Here is a 21,711-nt window from a genome sequence, read left to right as displayed (position 1 = left end):
GGAGTGGTAGTTCAGTTGGTTAGAATACCGGCCTGTCACGCCGGGGGTCGCGGGTTCGAGTCCCGTCCACTCCGCCAACAAATCAAGTAATGACAAGTAAAAAGATATCTCTGCGGAGTGGTAGTTCAGTTGGTTAGAATACCGGCCTGTCACGCCGGGGGTCGCGGGTTCGAGTCCCGTCCACTCCGCCANGGAGTGGTAGTTCAGTTGGTTAGAATACCGGCCTGTCACGCCGGGGGTCGCGGGTTCGAGTCCCGTCCACTCCGCCACTTGTTATTTCCTCAATAACAAGGTTATAAGCATAATTTAGTTCTCACCAAAAGCATTTCTAGTATTTTAAAATTATCAATACTACCAAGCTATTAGATAAATAATTATTTTCATTCATTTTTTGTGTTTTAAATAATACTTTTAAATATACACATGTATTTGCCTTGAATAGGCTTATAACGTCACTGTAGATGCTATTTTTCGTTATCAGATAAAACCCACGGCCTAAATTTTTTACCGCCACAGGTTGCCTCAGAGCTAATTAAGTTGTTTTATATAAATCCGCAATAATACTTAATCATTTTGTGGGGCTAAGCGTGTCGCTACCTTGTTAAAAAATTCTCTTTTACGACAGCATGGTTGCAGAAGGTAGAGCAATGCAGGAGCAATTACCAAGAGCAACTAAATAGCGAATTTTTTGTCTGACTATTAACACGTTTTCCAGCCTCAAAATAGATCATCTAATTAAGCGAGTTGGTATTAGTTTATTTATAAAAATGAGTAAGTACTTCTAGCTACAGCAGTAGTCAAATCAATAAGTTTGCCTCTTTACTTTGTCGGCTTATAATAAAACCTTAGTTTAAAGGGATATTTTATGATTGAAGTCGTTGGCTTAAATAAGCAGTTTTTCAACAATGTAGTTTTCAAAAATTATAATCAGGTTTTTTCAGATCAAAAACTCTGTATAGAAGCGCCTAATGGCCACGGTAAAACTACATTACTTATGATGTTAGCAGGGCTTGATAAACCACAAAGTGGCTCATTTTTATTTGCCGGCAGTACTTTAAGTGAGCCTACAAAAACAGTAGCGATTGCCAGTGACCGAATTACGTTACCTGATTTTTTAACAGCTAAGCAAATCATTGATTTGTCTGTTCGCACAGTCGATTGCCAGTGGCCACATGAATTAGTTAAAGGGTTTAGCTTTACTGAATTTTTAAATACTCGATTTAGTGCCTTGTCTTCGGGCAATCAAAAAAAGTGTCAGCTTATTTTAGCGCTAATGCGAGAGTCATCTTACTTATTTCTTGATGAGCCAAGTGCTGCACTTGATCAAATGAGTATTCAGTACCTTTTAAACTTACTCGATGTTTATTTGATTGATAAGCTGAATGGGCAAATTATTATTACTTGTCATGAGCCTGCAGTGTTTACCACACATGGTTTCAGATGTGTGCCGTTATGAGTTTTGTGAGCGTAAAAAGCAGGCTTGAGCAGTACCATGCGTTTATAAGCTATCGGTACTTAGCGTACACGCTTGAGCTTAAGCAGCTGCTAGTGCAGCTAAAGAGCTTTGGTTTGATATTTTTAGTGGTGTTGGGTTCATCCATTTTGGGCTTGGTGCTGTTGCTCTTTTTAGGTTTAGGGAAAATTATAGACAGTACAGATGCGCCTTTAAGTGGTGCTCAAATGGCGCTGTTTTATTTGTTATTGCAAAGCGTGATGTTAAGCGCAATGAAACCGGCAATTAAGAATAGCAATCAACGGTTATTTCAGCGCACAATCGCTCGTCCAAGCTGGTTAAATTTAGCAGATATAAAATTGCTACTTATTAGCAATGGCTGGCTTATAGCTAGTCTGCTGTTAGCACTTGATTTAACCTTAGTACAGTGGATAAAAGTACCGCACTTTATCGTTTTTATATGCCTTCAGTTAGGTTTAGGCATTACCTGTTTATACAAACCTAGTGCACTCGTTTATGGATTTGTTTTTAGCACTTTATTTTTATTAACTTCTGTTGAGTTATCACCGCTTATTTATCATCTGGGTTTTGCAATTATCTTTTTCTTTAGCATTTTTATACCGGTAATTAATATAAATAGGATGGTGAGTGTGCGATCTTTGTTTGGTTTTTGGTTTTGTTACTTCATAAACCATAGCTGGACGTTGGTATGGCGTATATCGTTACTTTTATGTGTATTTATGGCATCGGCTGCTTTATTAGAAAAGCGTCCAGATCTTGTAAATATACTAGACACTGTGGCAATTGCTTTTATTGTACTTTTTAGCAGCTCATTACAATTTGATTGCACGAAGGTTTATGAACAATACCGCTTGTTTTTCAAAATGACTCATAAGGCGCGAGCGTTTAATATCAGCCAGTTTATACCCAGTATACTGTTGCTTTTAGGAGCCTTTATAACCTATAGCATTACGTTTGAGAGATTAAACAGTATGTTATTAAGCTTGGGTTTTATGTGGTGTTTATTGCAGGTTTATTTTGCACAAAAAAAACCAGCGCATTATGCGCTGGTTTGGATTATTTCTACCGTTGGGCTGCTTGCTTTACTAAATTAGTTAAGCAGCATCCACTTTTGTAATAACACTATCTCGAGCGGCTTTGCCTGCAAGCAAATCAGCAGGGTCAAAGTCATCTACGTTAATTACGTCTAAACGAGCCTGTTCTACAGCGGCTAACTTATCCGCTTCGGCTTGGCTTAAAATACCCGCTTCAAGACCCATTTGCGCTACTTTATCAAGTTGGAAGAACGGCAGTTTGACACCTTTCTCTTTACATACTCTTTCAAATAAAGGCTCAACTTCTAGCACGTCTTTCAGCGTTTGCTCCTGACGGCCTACAAGGTTAAGTGGCTCATTTGTTAAGTAAACATAACTTGCTAAGCGGTTACGCGTTTCGCTAGGCACTTGTAAGATTTGAGCTAGTTTATGCTCTAACTTATCAGTAGGCTTGCGCACCGGGCGACCAAACGGGAACAATAACACTTTCAATACGCCACGAAGTGGTGCAGAAGGCATGTTGTTAATCAAGTCAGCAAGCGCACGTTGACAGTGGTAAAGGTGATCCTGACAGCTCCATTGGACTAGCGCAAAATCTTCTTTCTTACGGCCTTCGTCGTTGTAACGTTTAAGCGTTGCAGATACTAAGTATAGGTAGCTTAATAAATCACCTAAACGTGCAGAAATACGCTCTTTACGTTTAAGAGAGCCACCAAATACAGCCATGCTTATGTCAGACATAAGCGCAAGTGAAGCACTAAAGCGAGACGCTATGCGGTAAAACTCAGCTGTTTCGTCATGGTAAGGCACACTTGTAAAACGAGCACCTGTAAGGGCAAGCCACTTAGTACGCACTAGGTTCGACATAGTAAAGCCAATATGACCCATTAGCGCTTTATCAAATACGTTAAGCGCTTCCTCGCGGTCTTCAATTTCACATGCACCAAGCTCTGTAAGCACAAATGGATGACAGCGAATGGCACCCTGGCCGTAAATGATCATATTACGGGTCAGGATGTTTGCACCTTCAACGGTGATGGCAATAGGTGCACCTTGATAGCCACGACCTAAATAGTTATTTGGACCAAGCATGATCCCTTTACCGCCAAGAACGTCCATTGCATGGATTGTTGCATCGCGCATTTGTTCGGTTAAGTGGTATTTAATAATCGCTGATACAACAGATGGTTTTTCACCTAAGTCAACCGCGCCAGTCGACATGCTTACTGCAGCGTCTGAACTGTATGCGTAACCGGCTAGTTTAGCCATTGATTCTTCAACACCTTCCATTTTACCAATTGGCAAACGGAACTGACGACGAATACGGCTGTATGCACCCGTAGCGGTTGCAATCATTTTAATGCCGCCGGCAGAGTTAGACGGCAATGTAATCGCACGGCCTACCGATAAACACTCAACTAGCATGCGCCAGCCTTGGCCAGCCATATCAGGGCCACCAATAATGTAATCAAGAGGTACAAAAATGTCTTTACCGCGAGTAGGACCATTTTGGAATGGTACGTTAAGCGGGAAGTGACGACGACCAATCTCTACTCCAGGAGTATCTGTTGGGATCAACGCACAGGTAATACCTGGCTCTTTCACATCACTTAATAAGCCATCTGGATCTTGTAATTTAAATGCAAGCCCAAGCACCGTTGCCACGGGCGCAAGCGTGATATAGCGCTTATTCCACGTTAGGCTTATACCTACAACTTCTTCACCATTCCATTGTCCTTTACACACAACACCGTAATCAGGGATTGAACTTGCGTCAGAGCCTGCTTCTGGTGATGTTAATGCAAAACATGGAATTTCATGGCCGCTAGCTAAGCGCGGTAAGTAATGGTCTTTTTGCTCTTTTGTACCATAGTGTTGTAATAATTCACCTGGACCTAATGAGTTTGGAACACCAACAATTGACGAAAGTAGTGTTGATTTACTCGTTAGTTTTTGAAGTACACAAGACTGAGCAAACGCAGAAAACTCTAAACCGCCGTATTCTTTTTTAATGATCATGGCAAAAAATTTATTATCTTTGAGGTATTGCCATACATCTTGCGGTAAATCAGTTAACTCGTGTGTTGCTTCCCAATCGTCTAGCATGCTACATACTACTTCAACAGGGCCGTCTATAAAGGCTTGTTCTTCAATAGTAAGTTTAGGCACAGGGTATTGATGTAGCTTTTTCCAATCTGGGTTACCGCAAAATAAATCAGCTTCCCACCAAGTTGTACCCGCATCGATTGCTGACTTTTCAGTGTCAGACATGCTCGGAGTTACTTTTTTGAATACCGTAAAGATAGGTTTGATGATGTATTGCTGGCGAATACCAGTAACTGAAAGAGGCACTGCGATGACCAAAAAGATCAACCAGCTAATTAAACCAAAAGCACCCGCAAAGGTACCAATTAATAACGTTGCAGCAGAAACACCAAGTGCTGTGTTCCAACTCGCTCTGTGGTAAATCGCAGTGCACAGCAGTACGATTAAACCGAGTGTAAATATGAGTGTCATTTTAATTCCTTAATAGAGGTCAGACCACCTCATTTAGAGTAGCGCTAGTCAGCTCAAGTTTCAAGTAAATTAGCGTGTAAAATTATAGTAAAAAGTCAGAAGTTTTGCTTTACAAAATACCTTTTAAGGGGACGAATAGTGCTTTTTGCCATACACATTATGTTTTTTATTAATTCAGAGCGTTAAAAATTTATAATTCAGGTAGTCATAATGATTTTTTTAAGTAAATATGCAACTAATCTAGCAAAATTTTTTTTGTAAAATGTACTGCTATTTATCCGTATTTTTTAAGGGCTATTTATAAATGTGTGAATTACTTGGCATGTCAGCCAATGTACCTACTGATATCTGTTTTAGTTTTTCTGGTCTTTTGGAGCGAGGCGGTAATACAGGTCCGCATAAAGATGGCTGGGGTATTACTTTTTATGAAGGTAAGGGCTGTAGAACATTTAAAGATCCTGAGCCCAGCTATAAATCTGAAATTGCTAAGCTTGTTAAAGCTTATCCTATAAAAAGCGTTTCGGTTATCAGCCATATACGCCAAGGTAATCGAGGTCGGGTATGCCTAGAAAATACTCATCCGTTTACGCGTGAGCTGTGGGGGCGCGAAATAACCTACGCACACAATGGCCAGCTTTCTAATTATCACGATTTAAAACCCGAATATTATCGCCCAGTGGGCAACACCGACAGTGAACTCGCTTTTTGTTGGTTGTTGGATAAAATTCGTGAAAAATACCCAAAGCGACCTTCTAACATGGCGTCAGTATTTAGATACGCAGCAAAGCTTTCGCATACGTTACGTGAAAAAGGTGTATTTAATATGCTGTTGACCGATGGTGTATTTGTTTTAGCGTATTGCACAAATAACTTACATTACATAACGCGCCGTGCGCCGTTTGGTAAAGCTACATTAATTGATGCTGATATGGTGGTTGATTTTCAAAAAGAGACAACCCCAAACGATGTGGTCACTGTCATTGCAACAAGGCCGCTCACAAACGATGAACGTTGGAAAAAAATGGAGCCAGGAGAGTTTTCGTTATTTAAAATGGGTGAGCTTATATAGCCCACCTATTTTACAAATAAAACTTCAGCTAATTAGCTTGAAGGTTTTTAGTGTGGTCAACCGTTGCGGTTGGGGCAGTCACAGTAAATGAATTCATTTGAACTTCAAACTGTTCAGTGCCTTTTTCACCTTTCCACATGCGCACAAGCATGTAATCCATTTCAGGTGCAAACCAAGCGAGGGCTTGTCGTTTGTCGGTATCGTATAAGCGTTTAACTTTAATTGCTTCAACGTTACCTATAGGCAAAGAAATCATCTCTGTGCCGACCACTTCAAAATTATAATCTCGACGGTTGCCTTTTTTATCAACAAGGGGAAACGAGAAATTTGTTTCTCCTTTTTTTAACCCTTCACGAACCTGAACTTGATACGAGATAGCATCCTGAAAATCATCAGTCCACTCGCACTTTAATGGGTACTCACTTGTACTGCTGGTAACAACCTCATTTTTTTTGTCAAAATCAATTTTGTAGTTTTTATCTGGTCCTGTGCCTTTACGCACCATTGAATAATGATCAGGCGAAACCTTGCCGTCTTTAAACGTAAATTTTGAGGTTTCTTTTCGTGAGTCAGAAAAAATCATCCACTCAATATCACTGTGGTAGGTTAATTCATAGCTTTCATTATCAAGCTTTTTCAGAGAACGGACCGCCGTACCATGATTACTGCCTTTACGCAAAATATCATAGCTGGCTTCGTATTGAGTCAATTCGCCTGCAATAAGGCTTGTTGGAAGTAAAGCGCCCGCACATAGCATTAGGGCGCTTATTTTTTTATTATGGGTAGTGCGCGCCGTGTGCAGGAAGTTGTTTTTTGTCAAGAACCGCATAATCTGCTTCCATAGTAAGTCTTTGTTCACTGAACCATTTGACCACCAAAGGATAAATTATATGCTCTTGTTCGTGCACGCGTTTTGCTAATGTGTCTGCTGTATCATCCTTGAGTACAGGTATTTGTGCTTGAAGAATAACCGGACCACCGTCTAATTCTTCAGTTACAAAGTGAACACTTACGCCATGAACATCGTCTTTTGCATCAATTGCTCTTTGGTGGGTATTCAGCCCCTGGTACTTAGGCAACAAAGATGGATGAATGTTCAACATTTTTCCAATATATTTTTGCACTAAGCTAGGTGTAAGAATACGCATAAACCCAGCTAATACAACTAGATTTGGTTCAAAAGAGTCGATAACGTTCATTAACTGCGCATCGTAGGCCTCGCGCGAGTCAAAATCTTTATGACTAAGGACTTGCGTTGCAATGCCTGCATTTTTAGCACGCTCTAGGCCATACGCGTCTGCTTTATTACTAATAACAGCCGCAATATGTCCGTTTATCTCGCCACGTTCACAGGCATCTATAATGGCTTGTAAATTAGAGCCACTGCCTGAAATTAAAACTACTAGACGAGTGGGTGCCATTACTTAGCACCACCTACAATGTCTACTTGCTCTTCGCCTGGAGCTGCATCTTGGATTTCGCCAAGGTGCCAAGCGTTTTCACCTAAGTCTTTAAGCATAGTTAAGCTTTGCTCAAGTTTATCGGCAGGAACAACCAAAACCATGCCTACGCCACAGTTAAATGTGCGGTACATTTCATGCGTAGTAATATTACCGTTTTCTTGTAACCAGTTAAAAACACTTGGCCACTGCCAGCTATCGCCTTTAACCACTGCCTTAGCAGATGCAGGTAGTACGCGTGGAATGTTTTCCCAAAAGCCACCACCCGTAATATGCGAAAGAGCATGTACGTCAACGTGCTTAAATAACTCAAGTAACGGTTTAACGTAAATACGTGTAGGCTCCAATAAATGCTCGCCTAGTGTTTTACCTTCTATAACTTGATTAGTGTCGGCGTTGGATACTTCAAGTACTTTACGAATTAAAGAAAAACCGTTTGAATGAGGACCGCTAGATGCAAGCGCAATAAGCTGATCGCCTGCAGCTACTTTAGTGCCATCAATAATTTTAGATTTTTCAACCACACCAGTACAAAAACCTGCCATGTCGTAGTCTTCACCATCATACATACCTGGCATTTCTGCTGTTTCGCCACCAATTAGGGCACAACCTGAAATTTCACACCCTTTACCAATACCGGTTACTACGTCTGCTGCTGTGTCTATGTCTAGTTTACCTGTAGCATAGTAATCTAGAAAAAACAGGGGTTCAGCACCTTGAACAATTAAATCGTTTACACACATAGCAACTAAGTCAATACCTACGGTATCGTGCTTTTTAAGGTCAATTGCCATACGCAATTTAGTACCTACACCATCAGTACCCGCTACTAATACTGGTTGTTTATAACCTTCAGGAATTTCGCACAGTGCGCCAAAACCACCAATTCCGCCCATCACTTCAGGACGACGGGTTTTTTTAACTACGCCTTTAATACGCTCAACAAGTGCATTACCAGCGTCGATATCTACGCCCGCGTCTTTATAGCTAAGAGACTGTTTTTGTTCGCTCACAGGTTTTCCTCAAAATAGTTGTTTTGGGTTGCTTAGAAACGCGCGTATTTTACAACAATTGCACCTGCGCGGCTAGCGTAAATATAGCTTTGAAATAATTAACAAGGACACTTGTCCGCTAGTTGCTGTATTAGTAAACAAAAAAGCGCCCAACGGCGCTTTTTAATAACAAAATAAAACTTAATATAGTAATTAGGCTTTAGCTGTGAGTATTGCTCTGAGTGGGGCAGGGTAACCTTCAATGGTTTTACTTGTATCGTTTGGGTCTAAAAAGTCGACTAACGATTCGTTTTCCATCCAATCAGTTTTACGTTGTTCGTCGAGCGTGGTAATTGCGCAATCTTTTATTTGTACATCTTTAAAGCCGACGCGCTCCATCCACAGTTTTAATGCAGCAGTACTTGGAATAAACCATACATTGCGCATTTTTGCGTAGCGGTCGGTAGGCACGAGTACTGTGTTTTCGTCGCCTTCAATTACTAACGTTTCAAGCACCAATTCGCCACCCGGGCGAAGCTGTGCTTTCAATTGTGCTAGAAAGTCGATAGGTGAGCGACGGTGATAAAGCACGCCCATCGAAAATACCGTATCAAAGGCTTTAAGTTCTGGTAGGGCTTCAACACCTAGCGGAAGTAAATGTACGTTCTCGTCTGGGTTATAATGTTTAATGGCCTGAAACTGACATAAAAATAAGTCAGACGGATCAATACCCACTACAAACTCAGCGCCTTCTCCGCGCATGCGCCACAAATGATACCCCGAGCCACAACCAATATCTAACACAGTACGGCCTTTTAACGGCTCAATATGTGGAAGGAGCCTGTCCCATTTCCAATCGCTGCGCCATTCGGTGTTTATTTCAATACCGTGCACACTAAATGGGCCTTTACGCCAAGGCATCATGCGTTTTAATAAATGTGTTGCTTGTTTTTGCTCGCCTTCGCTCATCTCCCCTGGTGCGCCAATCTCTACTTTAGTGGCTATATCAACGTGAGTTGTTTTTACCTCGGGCAAATTTTTAAGTACTTTTTGCCATTTAGGTAAATCCCCGTGGCTTGCCTCTAACTGCCAATGTTTTAATTGAGCGGGTAGAGTTTCTAGCCAGTGGCTAAGTGAGCTTTGTGCAATAGCAGCGTAAAATTGATTAAACCATTGAGACATAAATTACTCTTTATTATTTAATTGCTACCATTGAGCAAAAATTAAAACATTGGTACCACACTTGTGTTTGGCTAAAGCCAATATCACTTAACCTGTTAAGGTGCGTGCTGAGTGTATCGGGACGCATTACGTTTTCTATTGCGGTACGTTTTTGACTTATTTCAAGCTCAGAGTAGCCATTATGACGTTTAAAGTCGTGATGCAAATCAATTAATAAATTATCGCATTGCTCGTTTTCAGCTTTAATTTTTTCGCTTAGTAGTAACACACCGCCAGGCTTTAAATTAGCGTATATTTTTTCAATAACAGCTTGGCGCTGCGCATGAGGAATAAACTGCAGTGTAAAGTTCATTGCCACAACTGATGCATTTTTGATATCAAGCTCGTTAATATCCCCTAAAGTAACGGTTACAGGTACCTCAGATTTGAAACCCTGTAAATGCAGTTTGCAACGTTCAACCATGGCTTGTGAGTTATCCACTGCAATAATATGGCAATTATCGGTGCGAATATTACGGCGTATACTAAGCGTAACTGCACCAAGCGAGCAGCCTAAGTCATACAAGTTAGAATTACTTTGTGCATATTGCCCCGCTAATTTGCCCATAGTGCTAACAATAGTGGCATAGCCGGGCACAGAGCGCTGAATCATATCGGGGAATACTTCAACCACATTTTGGTCAAAGCTAAAATCTTTTACTTGTTGCTCAGAGGCGTAAATACTGTCTTTTATTGTCACGAAGGCAGTCTCTTTAAAAATAATAAGGTTATTTTAACATTTTATGCTGGATAGTCAGTGATAAATTCAGTAGGTTGGCTAGAATTATGAATAATAAGTACAAAAGAGAACGTTAAATGAGCAAAAGTAAAGTTATTAGCACCGACGATATACTAGCAACACTTTGTCACTCAGTGACAGGGGTACTTTCATCAGCAAGTGGTAACGAAATAAGTTACTCAGCCATGGTGCAAAAAATAACACGCACCTGCATGCGACCAGACATTGGTTGCTTTGTCTTATTTGATGGCGGATTTACAGGGCTTGTTGTCACCAACTTCACATCGCAAGCAGCAATGGAAATATACGGCGACTACATGCGTAACATGGGTATGCCGGAAGAAGAAATAGCACATAGCCATTTGTCAGACGATGTTTCAAACGTAATGGGCGAGTTAATGAACCAAATTGTAGGCGACTTTACCTCTAAAGTGCGCGAACAACTTCATACCTCTATTACGCAAAATCAGCCGAAAATGATGGCAATTAATAAACAAGTGCAAATTTCGGTCGATACCACAATGGATCGCCCACAAGCGCGCCGCGTTACTTTTACTACCCGCAATCAAAATATTTTCTACTTAGAACTGGCAATGGATAAAACTGAGTTTATTAAACTACACGACTTTGACATTATTGAAGCCATTGACCCAGACGACATTATCGAAAACGAAGCTAAGCAAAAAGCTGAGAAAGCGCAGGCTAAAAAAGAGCCCGTGCAAGACGATGCAGATGATGACTTTATGGCTGAACTAGGGCTGTAACACCTTAAAGTTAACAGTTTCTAGCTATCAGCTGAAAAGTTATTCAAAAAACGCGATTTGATATCGCGTTTTTATTTATGAATACTTTGATAATTGATTAGGTTGTATTTATATTTTAGGCTGACCGCTGACCGCTGACCGCTGACCGCTGACCGCTGACNGCTGACCGCTGACCGCTGACCGCTGACCGCTGACCGCTGACCGCTGACCGCTGACCGCTGACCGCTGACTGCTGACCGCTGACTGCTGACCGCTGACTGCTGACCGCTCATGTATACGGGTTCTCTCCCATCGCTACCACCACACAAAATATCCGTAAATCCAGCTCCAATTGGTGATAACTCGGCTCCATGTGGCAGCACAGTTTATAAAAGCTTTTATTGTGATCTTTTTCTTTAAAGTGTGCGAGCTCGTGTACAACTAAGGCTTTTAATAATGGCTCGGGGGCACGTAGTAAATCGCTGTTTATGGCTAAATCGTGTTTACGGGTTTTGCCTTGCATACGATAGGTGTGCGTACCCAATGCGTTGGTGACCATGTCGCCTTGTTTTTTAAATGCTGCGCGGCCAAATGGTGGGGCGTTTTTTAAATACTGTTTTTTTAAATCAGTGGCGTAGCTATAAAGTAGTTTATCGGTGGTTATGGTGTGCGCTTGCGGGTACTTTTTAAGTAAGTAGTCACAAACCTTGTTGTTACTAATTAGACTTAATACTTGTTCAACAATATTTGTAGGGTAGCCTGTAAAGTAACGGGCGTATTCACTCATTTTTATGTCTCTATATTCTTGTTTTATTTTTAAAAAAGGGCATGTTGCTGCGCTTCTTTCTCGCCGCTAAACGGATTAAGTACACTATGGTTATACCCAAGATCTTTACAAAATTGGCGTGCAAGTAATGGCGACTCACGATTATCAGCAGTATGAAAAAACACATAAGGGGATTTACCCTCATCAAGCCATTGTTTTACTTTACTAAGCCACGGCTTGTAAAAGGTTTGGTAGTCGTTTTGTAAATCAGCAATCACAAACCGTGCCATAGGCTCTGACCCCGTGGCAATTGCATGCACCGGCAAGTGAGGTTTTTTTTGCTGCGCATCTATTAACGCTTCGGTGGTTGGCTTTACTGCAAAAAGCGCTCGCGTATCCATAGAAATACGATTTATGTTGTTTGCCATTAATAACTGATTAAACGCTATTTCGGCTTCACCTTTTTTAAAAAAATCAGCATGGCGTACTTCTACACCATAGGTAAGCTCTTTAGGCAGTAAGCTAATAAAGTGTGCCAATTTGGATAAATCGTTTGGGCCAAATGCTTTGGGTAATTGCAGCATTATTTGCCCTGTTTTTTCAAGTAAAGGAGCAAATAGGGTTAGCCAANCGGTAAGCTCTTTTTGCACATTGGTCAGCTGTAGTTCGTGGCTAAAACGACGATGAAATTTAAAGGTAAATTTAAAATCGTCAGGTACGATTTGTGCCCAGCGCAAAGCAGTACTGGGTGATGGGTCGGCGTAAAAACTGGTGTTACCTTCTACCGAATTAAAATGCTGCGCGTATTGGCTTAGCATGTCGGCGTTTTTACATTGGCTTGAAAATAAATTGCCCTTCCATGCAGTGCTAGACCACTGAGGGCATCCAATATATAACATAAAAAATAGCTAATAAATTACATCGTGGCGCCAGTGTAGCAAATACCAACAGTGCCTGCTTTAAATTAACACCAACACACCAAACACGCCTAGCATCTTCAACCTACTTGGGTATAATGCAGGGCTTAATTTGAATATTCTTAGATTGCTTACGGCTTTATTTGAAGTGTGGTGGCTCTTTTTTAAATTATGCGCCTATAAAAACAAATAATTTTTACCGTTGAAGCCTTTTATCTGACAGGAAAACTATGCGCTCTATATACTGCGGACAGCTAAATAAAACTCACGTAGATCAAGAAGTTGAACTATGTGGCTGGATCAACAAACGACGTGACCTTGGTGGACTTATCTTTGTCGATTTACGCGATAGAGAAGGTTTAGTACAAGTTGTATTCGATCCAGAAGTTGAAGGACTAATGGATACAGCGAACAAGCTTCGTCAAGAATTTTGTGTTCAGTTAAAAGGGGTTGTACGTGCTCGCCCAGAAAGCCAAGTAAATAAAGACATGGCAACTGGCGAAGTAGAAATTTTAGGCACCGAGCTTACAATTATTAACCGTTCAGAGCCTTTACCGCTTGACTTTAACCAAACAAACTCTGAAGAGCGTCGTTTAAAGTACCGCTATTTAGACCTTCGTCGCTTAGAGATGAGTGACCGTATTAAATTACGCGCTAAAGCTAGCAGCTTTGTTCGCCGCTTTTTAGATGAAAACGGCTTTTTAGACATTGAAACACCGGTGCTTACAAAAGCAACGCCAGAAGGCGCGCGTGATTATTTAGTACCAAGTCGTGTCCACAAAGGTAGTTTTTACGCTTTACCGCAATCGCCACAGTTGTTTAAGCAATTGTTGATGATGTCGGGTTTTGACCGCTACTACCAAATTGTTAAATGTTTCCGTGATGAAGATTTACGTGCCGATCGCCAGCCTGAATTTACGCAAATAGATTTAGAAACCTCGTTTATGAGCTCGGATCAAGTACGTGGTATGACTGAAAAAATGATCCGTGAGATGTGGCAATCATTACTAAACGTTGATTTAGGCGACTTCCCAATTATGCCTTACAGCGAGGCAATGAGCCTTTACGGTTCTGATAAGCCAGATTTACGTAACCCAATGAAATTAGTTGATGTTGCAGATTTAGTAAAAGATGTAGAGTTTAACGTTTTTTCAGGCCCAGCTAATGACGAAAAAGGCCGCGTAGCTGTATTAACAGTACCAGGTGGCGCTAAGCTTTCGCGTAAGCAACTTGACGATTACACTAAATTTATTGGTATTTATGGCGCTAAAGGCATGGCGTGGATGAAAGTAAACGACCGTGATGCGGGCGTTGAAGGCGTGCAATCGCCAATTGCTAAGTTTTTAAACGAAGAGGTAATTACCCAGTTACTTGCGCGTACTAACGCACAAACGGGCGATATTATTTTATTCGGTGCAGATAAGCGCAACACAGTAAATGAAGCAATGGGCGCGCTTCGCCTTAAAATTGGTGTTGATTTAGAAATCACTAACCTTAACAGTTGGGCACCACTTTGGGTTGTTGATTTCCCAATGTTTGAAGAAGACGATGAAGGTACGCTTCACGCAGTACACCATCCGTTCACAGCACCAAAAGATATTAGTGCAAGTGAGCTTGAAGCAAACCCAGCAGCGGCTATTTCAGATGCCTACGATATGGTATTAAACGGCTACGAAGTAGGTGGTGGTTCGGTACGTATTCATAATGCAGATATGCAAGAAGCCGCATTTAGAATTTTAGGTATTGAGGCACAAGAGCAGCAAGATAAGTTTGGCTTTTTACTTGATGCCCTTAAATACGGCACACCACCACATGCTGGTTTAGCATTTGGCCTTGACCGTTTAGTTATGCTTTTATGCGGAACAGATAACATTCGTGACGTTATTGCTTTCCCTAAAACTACACAAGCGTCTTGTTTATTAACAAACGCACCTAGCAAAGCGAATAGTGATTCGTTAACTGAACTGGCAATCAGTGTGGTAGAAAAAGCAGCCCCTAGCGAAGAGTAATTTGCGCTGAGTTTAAAGCGTTGAATTTAAAAACCCTTAAGTTGTTTGCTTAAGGGTTTTTTTGTGGTTAAATTTAGCGCAGATTGTAATTTAACCACTATAAAAAGGAATTTCCATGTCAATTAATGTCACTTTTTTTGCGAGTTTTTAGCTTTTCTTATTGTGCTGTGTATCCCTGTTTTTGCTGTAATTAGCTACAAAATAGGTAAGCGAAAAAGCACCAGCCCCGGTGTTTTAGCCATTGTAGGCGGGTGCTTAGGATTGTTTCCACTATTCGGGCTAATTTATATTGCGGTACTTGCGCTTAGAAAAGATTTACCAGAGAGAGGCGACTATAGCCATTGATAATTGTGAAGAGGAAAGGGTTAAGTATAAAGGTTAGCTAAAACAAAAGAAGCAAAGGCGATACCTAAGCTTCTAAACGTTACATGCGTTGTTTAATTATCGGCTAGGGCCATTTTTATTGCGTGCACTGGCTAGTTGCCTAGCAATCGCTAGTAACGCCGGTGAAATATCGTCAGCGCCATTTTTAATTAAAGCAGTAACATCACCCGATGAAAACAGTCCATCACGCGGTGATTTAATTCCTAATTCACGAACAAAGTCCTTTGTTTTACCTGTACTGCCGGTTTCAATAAACTTAAATATAATGCGTTCATTGTTGTTTTTAGCGGGGGTTTTTAATGTGCTAATTTCATCATTAATTAAGGTTAACTTTTCTTCTAGAATTTCAATGCGCTGTTCAATGGTGCTGTATGATTTCATGTGTCGGATCTTTCACTGAGTATATTGGAACAATTGCGCCTATTATCGCACAATTTTGCGGATGCGGCTGTTAGTCTTTTTCAACATTTATTAATCTGCAGTTTAAATGTAATAAATTTGGTATAACCACACAGACTATTATTACTTTAAAGGCTGTTATTAAGATTATAAAACGCCTAAACTAACTGGTATTAATTATAATAAACAATATGTTAAGTAATATGCCTCAAACACTTTTTTATCTCACACTTCTTTTTATAAGTGTAAGTTCCTATGCAAGCGAAGCGTTTATTACAGACATCAGCCGTGATCGCGAGATCCCAGTTAGCATTTCGTTACCAACAAATAACGTTAAATGCAGTAAACAAAATAAATGCCCCGTTTTCTTTATAAATGCAGGGTATGGTATGAGCCATAATCGCTATACTTTTGCCAGTGATGAGTTTAATAAACAAGGTTATCTAGTAATTGCAGTGGCCCACGAATTGAAAACCGACCCTACGTTAAATGTACATCCCCCTTACATGACTACCCGCATGGAGAACTGGCATCGCGGTGTGGTCACTCTTAAGTTTTTAGTCAATGAATTAGCAGCCAAATACGCAGAGTATGATTTCTCAAAGCTCACTTTATTTGGTCATTCTAATGGTGGAGATATTTCAGCCTTGTATGCCGCAATGTACCCTGATGAAGTAAGCGTTGTAATTACGCTTGATCATCGTCGTATGTTATTGCCTCGTAATAAAAATATTCGTGTACTAACACTCAGAGCCAGTGATTACCCAGCTGATGCAGATGTGCTTTTAAGCGATAAAGAGTTGGACGAATTTCCGGTTACTCAAATTCGTATTGAAAAATCTCGCCATAACGGTATGTATGATGGTGGCCCCAACTGGCTGGTTAAGAGAATGAGTAAAGAAATTGCTAAGTTTATGAATTAGTAGGTTAACGCGCCGTTTTAGCAGCGCGTAATGGCAAGTTCTTCTTATGCGAAATTTACGTAGCGGTTTGCCCAATGTGCAATGATTGTTGCAGCGTAGTCGGCATCGCTTTTATTAGTAAGCAAATGATCGGCGTTATCGAGGCTTATAAAGCTTTTTGGGTGCTTAGCGGATGCGTAAATTTTTTCAGCTTCAGTAATGTTTACGGTTGTATCAACCGGTGAGTGCATTACTAATAAAGCGCGTTTAAGTTTACTGATGTGGCTTTTATCGTATTTAGCTATATCGTCGATAAATTGCTTTTTAATGGTAAATTCGCGCCCAGCCAAACTCACTTTTGCTTCGCCATCTGCGTTTATTTCATCTAAATGGGCTTCAAAATTATGTGCTACATGTTGCGCATCTGACGGTGCGCCAATTGTTGTGATAGCTGTAACTTCAGGAATATATTGTGCAGCAGCAAGCACGGCAGCTCCCCCTAAACTGTGACCAATGAGCAATTGCGGGGCTGCAAAATGCTCACGCAGATGATCAGCTGCTGAAACTAAGTCTTGAATGTTTGATGAAAAGTTACTGTTAGCAAAGTCACCATCGCTGTTACCGAGGCCTGTAAAATCAAAACGCAGTACAGCAATTCCTTGTTGTGTTAAAGCACGGCTAATACGCGTTGCTGCGGCAATGTCTTTACCGCAGGTAAAGCAGTGGGCAAATAGGGCATAAAATTTTATGTTGCTATCGGGGAGTTCAAGTTGTCCGGCAAGTTCTAAGTTATTACTTTTAAAAGATACTTTTTGTCGCATGGGGCGCCTTTTTGAACCAATAAAATACGTTGTAATACTAGACCAGATATAAGTACTAATGAATGCAAATTCAATGGCTTTTATTTATTGATCTTGATCAACGCACGCTTTGATGGTGGCACTTTACGGACATATGTCCTTATGTTTTTGGGGCTGTTTGTCTATCCTCGCATGGCGCTATAATGAAGTCCTTGCTACTTTATATACTTAAAAGTATTTGAAGTACTTCACTTCAAACAACCTATTCACTGGAACGTACAATGCAATTACCTACTGTTGATTATAAAGCTCCCGATGCGGCTGCACAATTTGTTGAATCGTTAAGAAACACTGGATTTGGTGTTTTAAAAAATCACCCAATTCCACAGTCTTTAGTTGAGTCTATTTACAAAAACTGGCAAGACTTTTTTAACTCAGAGCAAAAGCACGACTTTTTATACTCTAAAGAAACACAAGACGGTTACTTTCCGCCTTCAGTGTCTGAAGTAGCTAAAGGCTTTACCATTAAAGACATTAAAGAATACTTTCATGTTTACCCAAATGGGCGTGTACCTGCTGATCTTGAAGCCGACGTACGTGAGTACTACCGCTTAGCAAATGAGTTTGCTGCAACACTTTTAAGCTGGGTTCAAGCTGAGGCGCCTGCTGATGTGCGTGCTAAGTTTTCGATTGATCTTAAAGATATGATTGCAGACTCTGATCAAACATTGCTACGTATTTTACATTACCCACCAATGACGGGTGATGAAGAGCCTGGTGCTATTCGTGCTGCTGCTCATGGCGATATTAACTTATTAACCGTATTACCAGCATCAAACGAGCCAGGCTTACAAGTTCAAAAGACAGACGGCGGTTGGTTAGATGTACCGTGTGATTTTGGTAGCCTAATTATTAACATTGGCGATATGCTGCAAGAAGCATCTGGCGGTTATTTCCCGTCTACTATTCACCGTGTTATTAATCCAACGGGTAAAGCGTCTACTAAGTCGCGTATTTCATTACCGTTATTTTTACACCCTCGCCCAGACGTTGTACTTTCAGAGCGTTACACCGCGGATAGCTACTTGCAAGAACGTTTACGCGAGCTAGGTGTTAAGTAATACATAAGCTTAATTAAGCCTTACTGTTAGGTTTAAGCATTACCAAAAAACGGCTTTTAGCCGTTTTTTGCGTTTTAGGCCTAGTAATATAGGGCTTCAATTGAGCGCAAAGTAAATAATGTCATGCATTCTAGCCCACGACAGGTATAATGCGCGCAACTGGCCGTTTTGGCCTTATTTAAAAGAGAGTTTATATGAGTTTTGAAGGTCTAGGTTTATCACAGTCTTTAGTTAATGCGGTTTTAGAAAAGGGCTATGAAACGCCAACGCCAATTCAGGCTCAAGCAATTCCTGCAATTATTGAACGTCGTGATGTAATGGCGGCGGCACAAACTGGTACAGGTAAAACAGCGGGTTTTACGCTGCCACTTATCGAACGATTATCAACAGGCCCAAAAGCAAAAAGTAACCATGTACGTGCGCTTATTTTAGCACCTACGCGTGAGCTTGCACTGCAAGTAAGTGAAAACGTTGAAGAGTACGCCAAGCATTCAAATGTGAGTTCGTTTGTTGTGTATGGTGGCGTTAAAATTAACCCGCAAATGCAGCGCTTGCGCAAAGGTGTTGATATTTTAGTGGCAACGCCTGGGCGTTTAATTGATTTACATAATCAAAATGCCGTTAAGTTTGATAGCGTAGAAGTGCTCGTTTTAGATGAAGCTGACCGCATGCTTGATATGGGATTTATTCACGATATTAAACGCCTTATTGCTAAAATGCCTGCTAAGCGCCAAAACCTCATGTTCTCGGCTACGTTTTCAGATGATATTCGAGCGTTAGCTAAAGGATTAATAAACGATCCGGTTGAAATTTCAGTTGCTGCAAAAAACACCACAGCTAAAAGTGTAACGCAAAGTGTTTACGCGGTAGATAAAGGCCGAAAAACAGCCTTACTCAGCCATTTAATCCGTAGCAACGATTGGCAACAAGTGTTAGTTTTTAGCCGAACTAAACACGGTGCCAACCGATTAGTTAAGCAACTTGAACGCGATGATATTGTAGGCGCAGCGATTCATGGTAATAAATCACAGGGTGCCCGTGTAAAAGCGCTAGATGGTTTTAAAAGCGGCGAAGTGCGTGTGCTAGTAGCGACTGATATTGTGGCTCGTGGTCTCGATATTGTTGAGCTCCCGCATGTAGTAAACTACGACTTACCTAATGTATATGAAGATTATGTACACCGTATTGGTCGTACAGGGCGTGCCGGTGCATCGGGCCATGCAATTTCGTTTGTAACGGTCGATGATGCAGTCGATTTATACGGTATTGAACGCTTTATTGGTGAACTTATTCCTCGTGCAGAAGAAGAGGGCTTTGAGCCAGTAAACCCAGTAGCAGAACGCGCATTAGACGCACGACCATTACCTGCTAAAAAGCCGAAGAAAAAACAGCCTTTTAATAAACCTAAATCGGACAGTAGTAAGCCAAATAGTAAAAAGCCAAATAATGGCGGCAACGGTACGGGTCCTCGTCGTGGCGGTTCTAAAAAACCTGCTGCTAAAACAGATGACAACACACAAAACCCTTGGGCAAAGCGCCAGTCGGTAGGCGGAAACAGCCAGCGCCGTCGTCGTCCAAATAATAATGACTAATACCAATTTGCAATAATACTTAATTACCTAGCTTTAATTAGTTAGCTCTAATAAAAAACGCGCTAACTTTTAACGGTAGCGCGTTTTTTGTTAGTGTATTAAATACTTTACCATTAAACCAACAAACAAAGTCACACTCACGCTTAGTAGTGTGCCAAGCATGACGTATTCAGTAAGCTTTTTATCTTTACTAGCGCTTAAGTCGCCAAATCTAAAGACCGACTTAGCTGCTAATAAAAAGCCAACACCAGCAAATTGATCAAGCAAAATAAAGCTTAGCATTAACACGCGCTCTAACATGCCAATACTTTGCCCAGCAAGTACCAAGCTACCATTACTACTAAAGTTACCCGTTAAACGCTCTAGCATCATTCTAATAAATACTGCACTTGGACTTAAAATAATTAAATATCCACACACAACCCACAACACATTTGGGTTAGTGACAAGTGAATATAGGGTTTCTAAAAATTGCGTGTTATCGCTCAACCACACGCTTAAATAGATTATTACGGCTATATGGGCGAGCTGATCCAATAAAAAGGGCACTACACCTTTGCTTGAGTAAGATTTAGCTATATCAATAGCGTAATGGCTAAGCATTATAACAGCCGTTGCAATAACAACACTGCTAGTTTGTTGCCAGCCATAAGTGTATTCCCACACGCTGATAATTATTGCGCTAGTAATGCCATGCACTAATACATGAAAATACAGTTTAGTTGCCTTGAAGTGGCGGGTATTTCTGTCGTTAACCCAGCTCATAGGTTGCCAGTAAAAATCAGCCAATAAATGGCCAATAATTAGGGCTACGAGTAAAAACGAAAAAGCCATTAGCATCTTCCTTGATTTATATTTTTTATAATGTTGCTCGCATGCTCTAAAAATCGTTCGATAAGTTGGTAATGGGCTAAATTAAGTAGCTTAGTTACGTTTTCTCTGCTGGTTTTAAGATCTTTTGCTAAAGCTGCATGGCTGTTATCGGTACTCGTTAAATAGGCGTACAAAGCATTGGCTTGTTTTTGCGTTATTTTAGTAAGGAGTACATCAGCAAAGGCTAGATTAAGGTTTAAGCTTTCATGGATGTTTTCAAGGGGAGTACTAAATAAAAACCGTTGATTGGCTATTTGATCAAGGCCATGACCCGAAAGAGTAAATGCTGACCCCGTGGCTGTTTTTATATCATTACGCGGGTTATCTATTTGCCCAATAGCCATACTTTGCCTAACTTCGTACCCCGATGCCTTTAAATATAAATAAATCAAAACAGCATGCTTAAACAAATACTCAGGGTTATTAATTTGTAGTTGAAAAGAATCGCCTCGGTAAATATTCCACAGTGTACTCTTGCCCGATACACTACGTAAACTTTGCTCTAGCTCATAAAGCATGGCATCGTACTGATGTTTAGGAATAGTTTGCGATTTAATAATATCGCCGCTGATCACACCAATCATAACAATCCAAAATAGTTACTTTTTAAAATGTAACCAAAAATGGTTACATGACGCTATGTAACTAATTTAGGTTACTTATAAGCAAATAGCAAGGTACACTGAACTTTAAATTATT

The 21,711-nt window shown here is 40.7% G+C and carries 19 protein-coding genes, 3 tRNA genes and 5 pseudogenes; 12 read left to right on the top strand and 15 right to left on the bottom strand.

The window, feature by feature from the left end:
* The 5 genes from ATS71_RS15565 to ATS71_RS15540 all read left to right on the top strand — a co-directional run bounded on the left by ATS71_RS15565 (position 1) and on the right by ATS71_RS15540 (position 2,568).
* Positions 1-77, top strand: a tRNA-Asp gene (locus tag ATS71_RS15565).
* 37 nt (positions 78-114) lie between these two features.
* Positions 115-191 (top strand) — tRNA-Asp (locus ATS71_RS15560).
* A 1-nt stretch (position 192) separates the two neighbouring features.
* Positions 193-269 (top strand) — tRNA-Asp (locus ATS71_RS15555).
* A 596-nt stretch (positions 270-865) separates the two neighbouring features.
* Entirely contained in the window at positions 866-1,456 is a 591-nt protein-coding gene (locus tag ATS71_RS15545; RefSeq protein ID WP_058405640.1) for an ATP-binding cassette domain-containing protein, read from the top strand.
* Complete coding sequence (locus ATS71_RS15540; protein ID WP_058405745.1) at positions 1,453-2,568, top strand: DUF6136 family protein; 1,116 nt, start codon at positions 1,453-1,455, stop codon at positions 2,566-2,568. The genes ATS71_RS15545 and ATS71_RS15540 overlap by 4 nt, the downstream gene beginning before the upstream one ends.
* Here the strand turns inward: ATS71_RS15540 and fadE are convergent, their stop codons facing one another.
* Positions 2,569-5,025, bottom strand: coding sequence for an acyl-CoA dehydrogenase FadE (gene fadE, locus ATS71_RS15535; RefSeq protein ID WP_058405639.1), 2,457 nt, complete (start codon positions 5,023-5,025; stop codon positions 2,569-2,571).
* Positions 5,026-5,329: 304 nt separating this feature from the next.
* On the opposite strand from fadE, the gene ATS71_RS15530 reads away from it, so the two are divergent.
* The gene (locus ATS71_RS15530; RefSeq protein ID WP_058405638.1) at positions 5,330-6,094 is read left to right on the top strand and encodes a class II glutamine amidotransferase; all 765 of its coding nucleotides are present in this window, start codon (positions 5,330-5,332) and stop codon (positions 6,092-6,094) included.
* A gap of 28 nt (positions 6,095-6,122) precedes the next feature.
* Here the strand turns inward: ATS71_RS15530 and ATS71_RS15525 are convergent, their stop codons facing one another.
* The 5 genes from ATS71_RS15525 to cmoA form a co-directional block, all read right to left on the bottom strand.
* Positions 6,123-6,851 (bottom strand): DUF3108 domain-containing protein, encoded by a 729-nt coding sequence (locus ATS71_RS15525; RefSeq protein ID WP_058405637.1) that lies wholly within the window; start codon positions 6,849-6,851, stop codon positions 6,123-6,125.
* A 19-nt stretch (positions 6,852-6,870) separates the two neighbouring features.
* Positions 6,871-7,515, bottom strand: a complete 645-nt coding sequence (gene purN / locus ATS71_RS15520) for a phosphoribosylglycinamide formyltransferase (RefSeq protein ID WP_058405636.1) — start codon at positions 7,513-7,515, stop codon at positions 6,871-6,873.
* Complete coding sequence (gene purM / locus ATS71_RS15515) at positions 7,515-8,567, bottom strand: phosphoribosylformylglycinamidine cyclo-ligase (RefSeq protein WP_058405635.1); 1,053 nt, start codon at positions 8,565-8,567, stop codon at positions 7,515-7,517. The genes purN and purM overlap by 1 nt, the downstream gene beginning before the upstream one ends.
* 192 nt (positions 8,568-8,759) lie before the next feature.
* A complete protein-coding gene (gene cmoB / locus ATS71_RS15510) occupies positions 8,760-9,728 on the bottom strand; it encodes a tRNA 5-methoxyuridine(34)/uridine 5-oxyacetic acid(34) synthase CmoB (protein ID WP_058405634.1) in 969 nt (322 codons plus the stop codon).
* Positions 9,729-9,741: 13 nt separating this feature from the next.
* Positions 9,742-10,467: a carboxy-S-adenosyl-L-methionine synthase CmoA gene (cmoA, locus tag ATS71_RS15505; RefSeq protein WP_058405633.1), complete on the bottom strand. Its 726-nt coding sequence runs from the start codon at positions 10,465-10,467 to the stop codon at positions 9,742-9,744.
* A gap of 116 nt (positions 10,468-10,583) precedes the next feature.
* On the opposite strand from cmoA, the gene ATS71_RS15500 reads away from it, so the two are divergent.
* Positions 10,584-11,270, top strand: coding sequence for a DUF3334 family protein (locus ATS71_RS15500; RefSeq protein ID WP_006794039.1), 687 nt, complete (start codon positions 10,584-10,586; stop codon positions 11,268-11,270).
* 108 nt (positions 11,271-11,378) lie between these two features.
* On the opposite strand, the pseudogene ATS71_RS19395 reads toward ATS71_RS15500, so the two are convergent.
* From ATS71_RS19395 to ATS71_RS19195, 5 genes and pseudogenes are all read right to left on the bottom strand, one after another.
* Positions 11,379-11,430 (bottom strand): annotated as a pseudogene (locus ATS71_RS19395) (hypothetical protein); the annotation flags it as partial.
* Between the two features lies 1 nt (position 11,431).
* A pseudogene (locus ATS71_RS19390) lies at positions 11,432-11,542 on the bottom strand (hypothetical protein); the annotation flags it as partial.
* Entirely contained in the window at positions 11,539-12,036 is a 498-nt protein-coding gene (locus ATS71_RS15495; protein WP_058405632.1) for a M48 metallopeptidase family protein, read from the bottom strand. The gene ATS71_RS15495 and the pseudogene ATS71_RS19390, both read right to left, overlap by 4 nt.
* A 29-nt stretch (positions 12,037-12,065) precedes the next feature.
* Positions 12,066-12,645 (bottom strand): annotated as a pseudogene (locus ATS71_RS15490) (DUF72 domain-containing protein); the annotation flags it as partial.
* Position 12,646: 1 nt separating this feature from the next.
* Positions 12,647-12,914, bottom strand: a 268-nt coding sequence (locus ATS71_RS19195; protein WP_327078262.1) for a DUF72 domain-containing protein, incomplete at its 3' end; no start/stop codon positions are given.
* A gap of 248 nt (positions 12,915-13,162) precedes the next feature.
* Between ATS71_RS19195 and aspS the strand changes: the two genes are divergently transcribed.
* Entirely contained in the window at positions 13,163-14,941 is a 1,779-nt protein-coding gene (gene aspS / locus ATS71_RS15485; protein WP_058405630.1) for an aspartate--tRNA ligase, read from the top strand.
* Between the two features lie 115 nt (positions 14,942-15,056).
* A pseudogene (locus tag ATS71_RS19385) lies at positions 15,057-15,286 on the top strand (hypothetical protein).
* A gap of 96 nt (positions 15,287-15,382) precedes the next feature.
* Here ATS71_RS19385 and ATS71_RS15475 read toward each other — a convergent pair.
* Positions 15,383-15,706, bottom strand: coding sequence for a hypothetical protein (locus ATS71_RS15475; protein ID WP_058405628.1), 324 nt, complete (start codon positions 15,704-15,706; stop codon positions 15,383-15,385).
* Between the two features lie 221 nt (positions 15,707-15,927).
* Between ATS71_RS15475 and ATS71_RS15470 the strand changes: the two genes are divergently transcribed.
* The gene (locus ATS71_RS15470) at positions 15,928-16,647 is read left to right on the top strand and encodes an alpha/beta fold hydrolase (protein ID WP_058405744.1); all 720 of its coding nucleotides are present in this window, start codon (positions 15,928-15,930) and stop codon (positions 16,645-16,647) included.
* Between the two features lie 50 nt (positions 16,648-16,697).
* Here ATS71_RS15470 and ATS71_RS15465 read toward each other — a convergent pair.
* A pseudogene (locus ATS71_RS15465) lies at positions 16,698-17,447 on the bottom strand (alpha/beta hydrolase family protein); the annotation flags it as partial.
* A 260-nt stretch (positions 17,448-17,707) separates the two neighbouring features.
* Between ATS71_RS15465 and ATS71_RS15460 the strand changes: the two are divergent.
* Entirely contained in the window at positions 17,708-18,547 is an 840-nt protein-coding gene (locus ATS71_RS15460; RefSeq protein ID WP_058405627.1) for an isopenicillin N synthase family dioxygenase, read from the top strand.
* Between the two features lie 194 nt (positions 18,548-18,741).
* Positions 18,742-20,139 carry a DEAD/DEAH box helicase gene (locus ATS71_RS15455; protein ID WP_058405626.1) on the top strand — a complete coding sequence of 466 codons (1,398 nt, stop codon included), beginning with the start codon at positions 18,742-18,744 and terminating at the stop codon, positions 20,137-20,139.
* 90 nt (positions 20,140-20,229) lie between these two features.
* On the opposite strand, the gene ATS71_RS15450 is transcribed toward ATS71_RS15455, so the two are convergent.
* Entirely contained in the window at positions 20,230-20,973 is a 744-nt protein-coding gene (locus tag ATS71_RS15450; RefSeq protein WP_058405625.1) for a DUF3307 domain-containing protein, read from the bottom strand.
* Entirely contained in the window at positions 20,973-21,596 is a 624-nt protein-coding gene (locus tag ATS71_RS15445) for a hypothetical protein (protein WP_058405624.1), read from the bottom strand. Before ATS71_RS15445 ends, ATS71_RS15450 begins: the two co-directional genes overlap by 1 nt.
* Positions 21,597-21,711 lie beyond the last annotated feature (115 nt).

It is taken from the genome of Pseudoalteromonas sp. H71 (assembly GCF_001468485.1).
Classification (GTDB): Bacteria; Pseudomonadota; Gammaproteobacteria; order Enterobacterales; family Alteromonadaceae; genus Pseudoalteromonas.
Note: the sequence above shows the minus strand (reverse complement) of the source record. Positions and strands in the feature narration are given on the sequence as shown.

Coding starts and splice junctions, on each gene's coding strand:
- ATS71_RS15545 (WP_058405640.1), top strand. CDS start 866: ATGATTGAAGTCGTTGGCTTAAATAAGCAGTTTTTCAACAATGTAGTT.
- ATS71_RS15540 (WP_058405745.1), top strand. CDS start 1,453: ATGAGTTTTGTGAGCGTAAAAAGCAGGCTTGAGCAGTACCATGCGTTT.
- fadE (WP_058405639.1), bottom strand. CDS start 5,025: ATGACACTCATATTTACACTCGGTTTAATCGTACTGCTGTGCACTGCG.
- ATS71_RS15530 (WP_058405638.1), top strand. CDS start 5,330: ATGTGTGAATTACTTGGCATGTCAGCCAATGTACCTACTGATATCTGT.
- ATS71_RS15525 (WP_058405637.1), bottom strand. CDS start 6,851: ATGCTATGTGCGGGCGCTTTACTTCCAACAAGCCTTATTGCAGGCGAA.
- purN (WP_058405636.1), bottom strand. CDS start 7,515: ATGGCACCCACTCGTCTAGTAGTTTTAATTTCAGGCAGTGGCTCTAAT.
- cmoB (WP_058405634.1), bottom strand. CDS start 9,728: ATGTCTCAATGGTTTAATCAATTTTACGCTGCTATTGCACAAAGCTCA.
- ATS71_RS15500 (WP_006794039.1), top strand. CDS start 10,584: ATGAGCAAAAGTAAAGTTATTAGCACCGACGATATACTAGCAACACTT.
- ATS71_RS15495 (WP_058405632.1), bottom strand. CDS start 12,036: ATGAGTGAATACGCCCGTTACTTTACAGGCTACCCTACAAATATTGTT.
- aspS (WP_058405630.1), top strand. CDS start 13,163: ATGCGCTCTATATACTGCGGACAGCTAAATAAAACTCACGTAGATCAA.
- ATS71_RS15475 (WP_058405628.1), bottom strand. CDS start 15,706: ATGAAATCATACAGCACCATTGAACAGCGCATTGAAATTCTAGAAGAA.
- ATS71_RS15470 (WP_058405744.1), top strand. CDS start 15,928: ATGCCTCAAACACTTTTTTATCTCACACTTCTTTTTATAAGTGTAAGT.
- ATS71_RS15460 (WP_058405627.1), top strand. CDS start 17,708: ATGCAATTACCTACTGTTGATTATAAAGCTCCCGATGCGGCTGCACAA.
- ATS71_RS15455 (WP_058405626.1), top strand. CDS start 18,742: ATGAGTTTTGAAGGTCTAGGTTTATCACAGTCTTTAGTTAATGCGGTT.
- ATS71_RS15450 (WP_058405625.1), bottom strand. CDS start 20,973: ATGGCTTTTTCGTTTTTACTCGTAGCCCTAATTATTGGCCATTTATTG.
- ATS71_RS15445 (WP_058405624.1), bottom strand. CDS start 21,596: ATGATTGGTGTGATCAGCGGCGATATTATTAAATCGCAAACTATTCCT.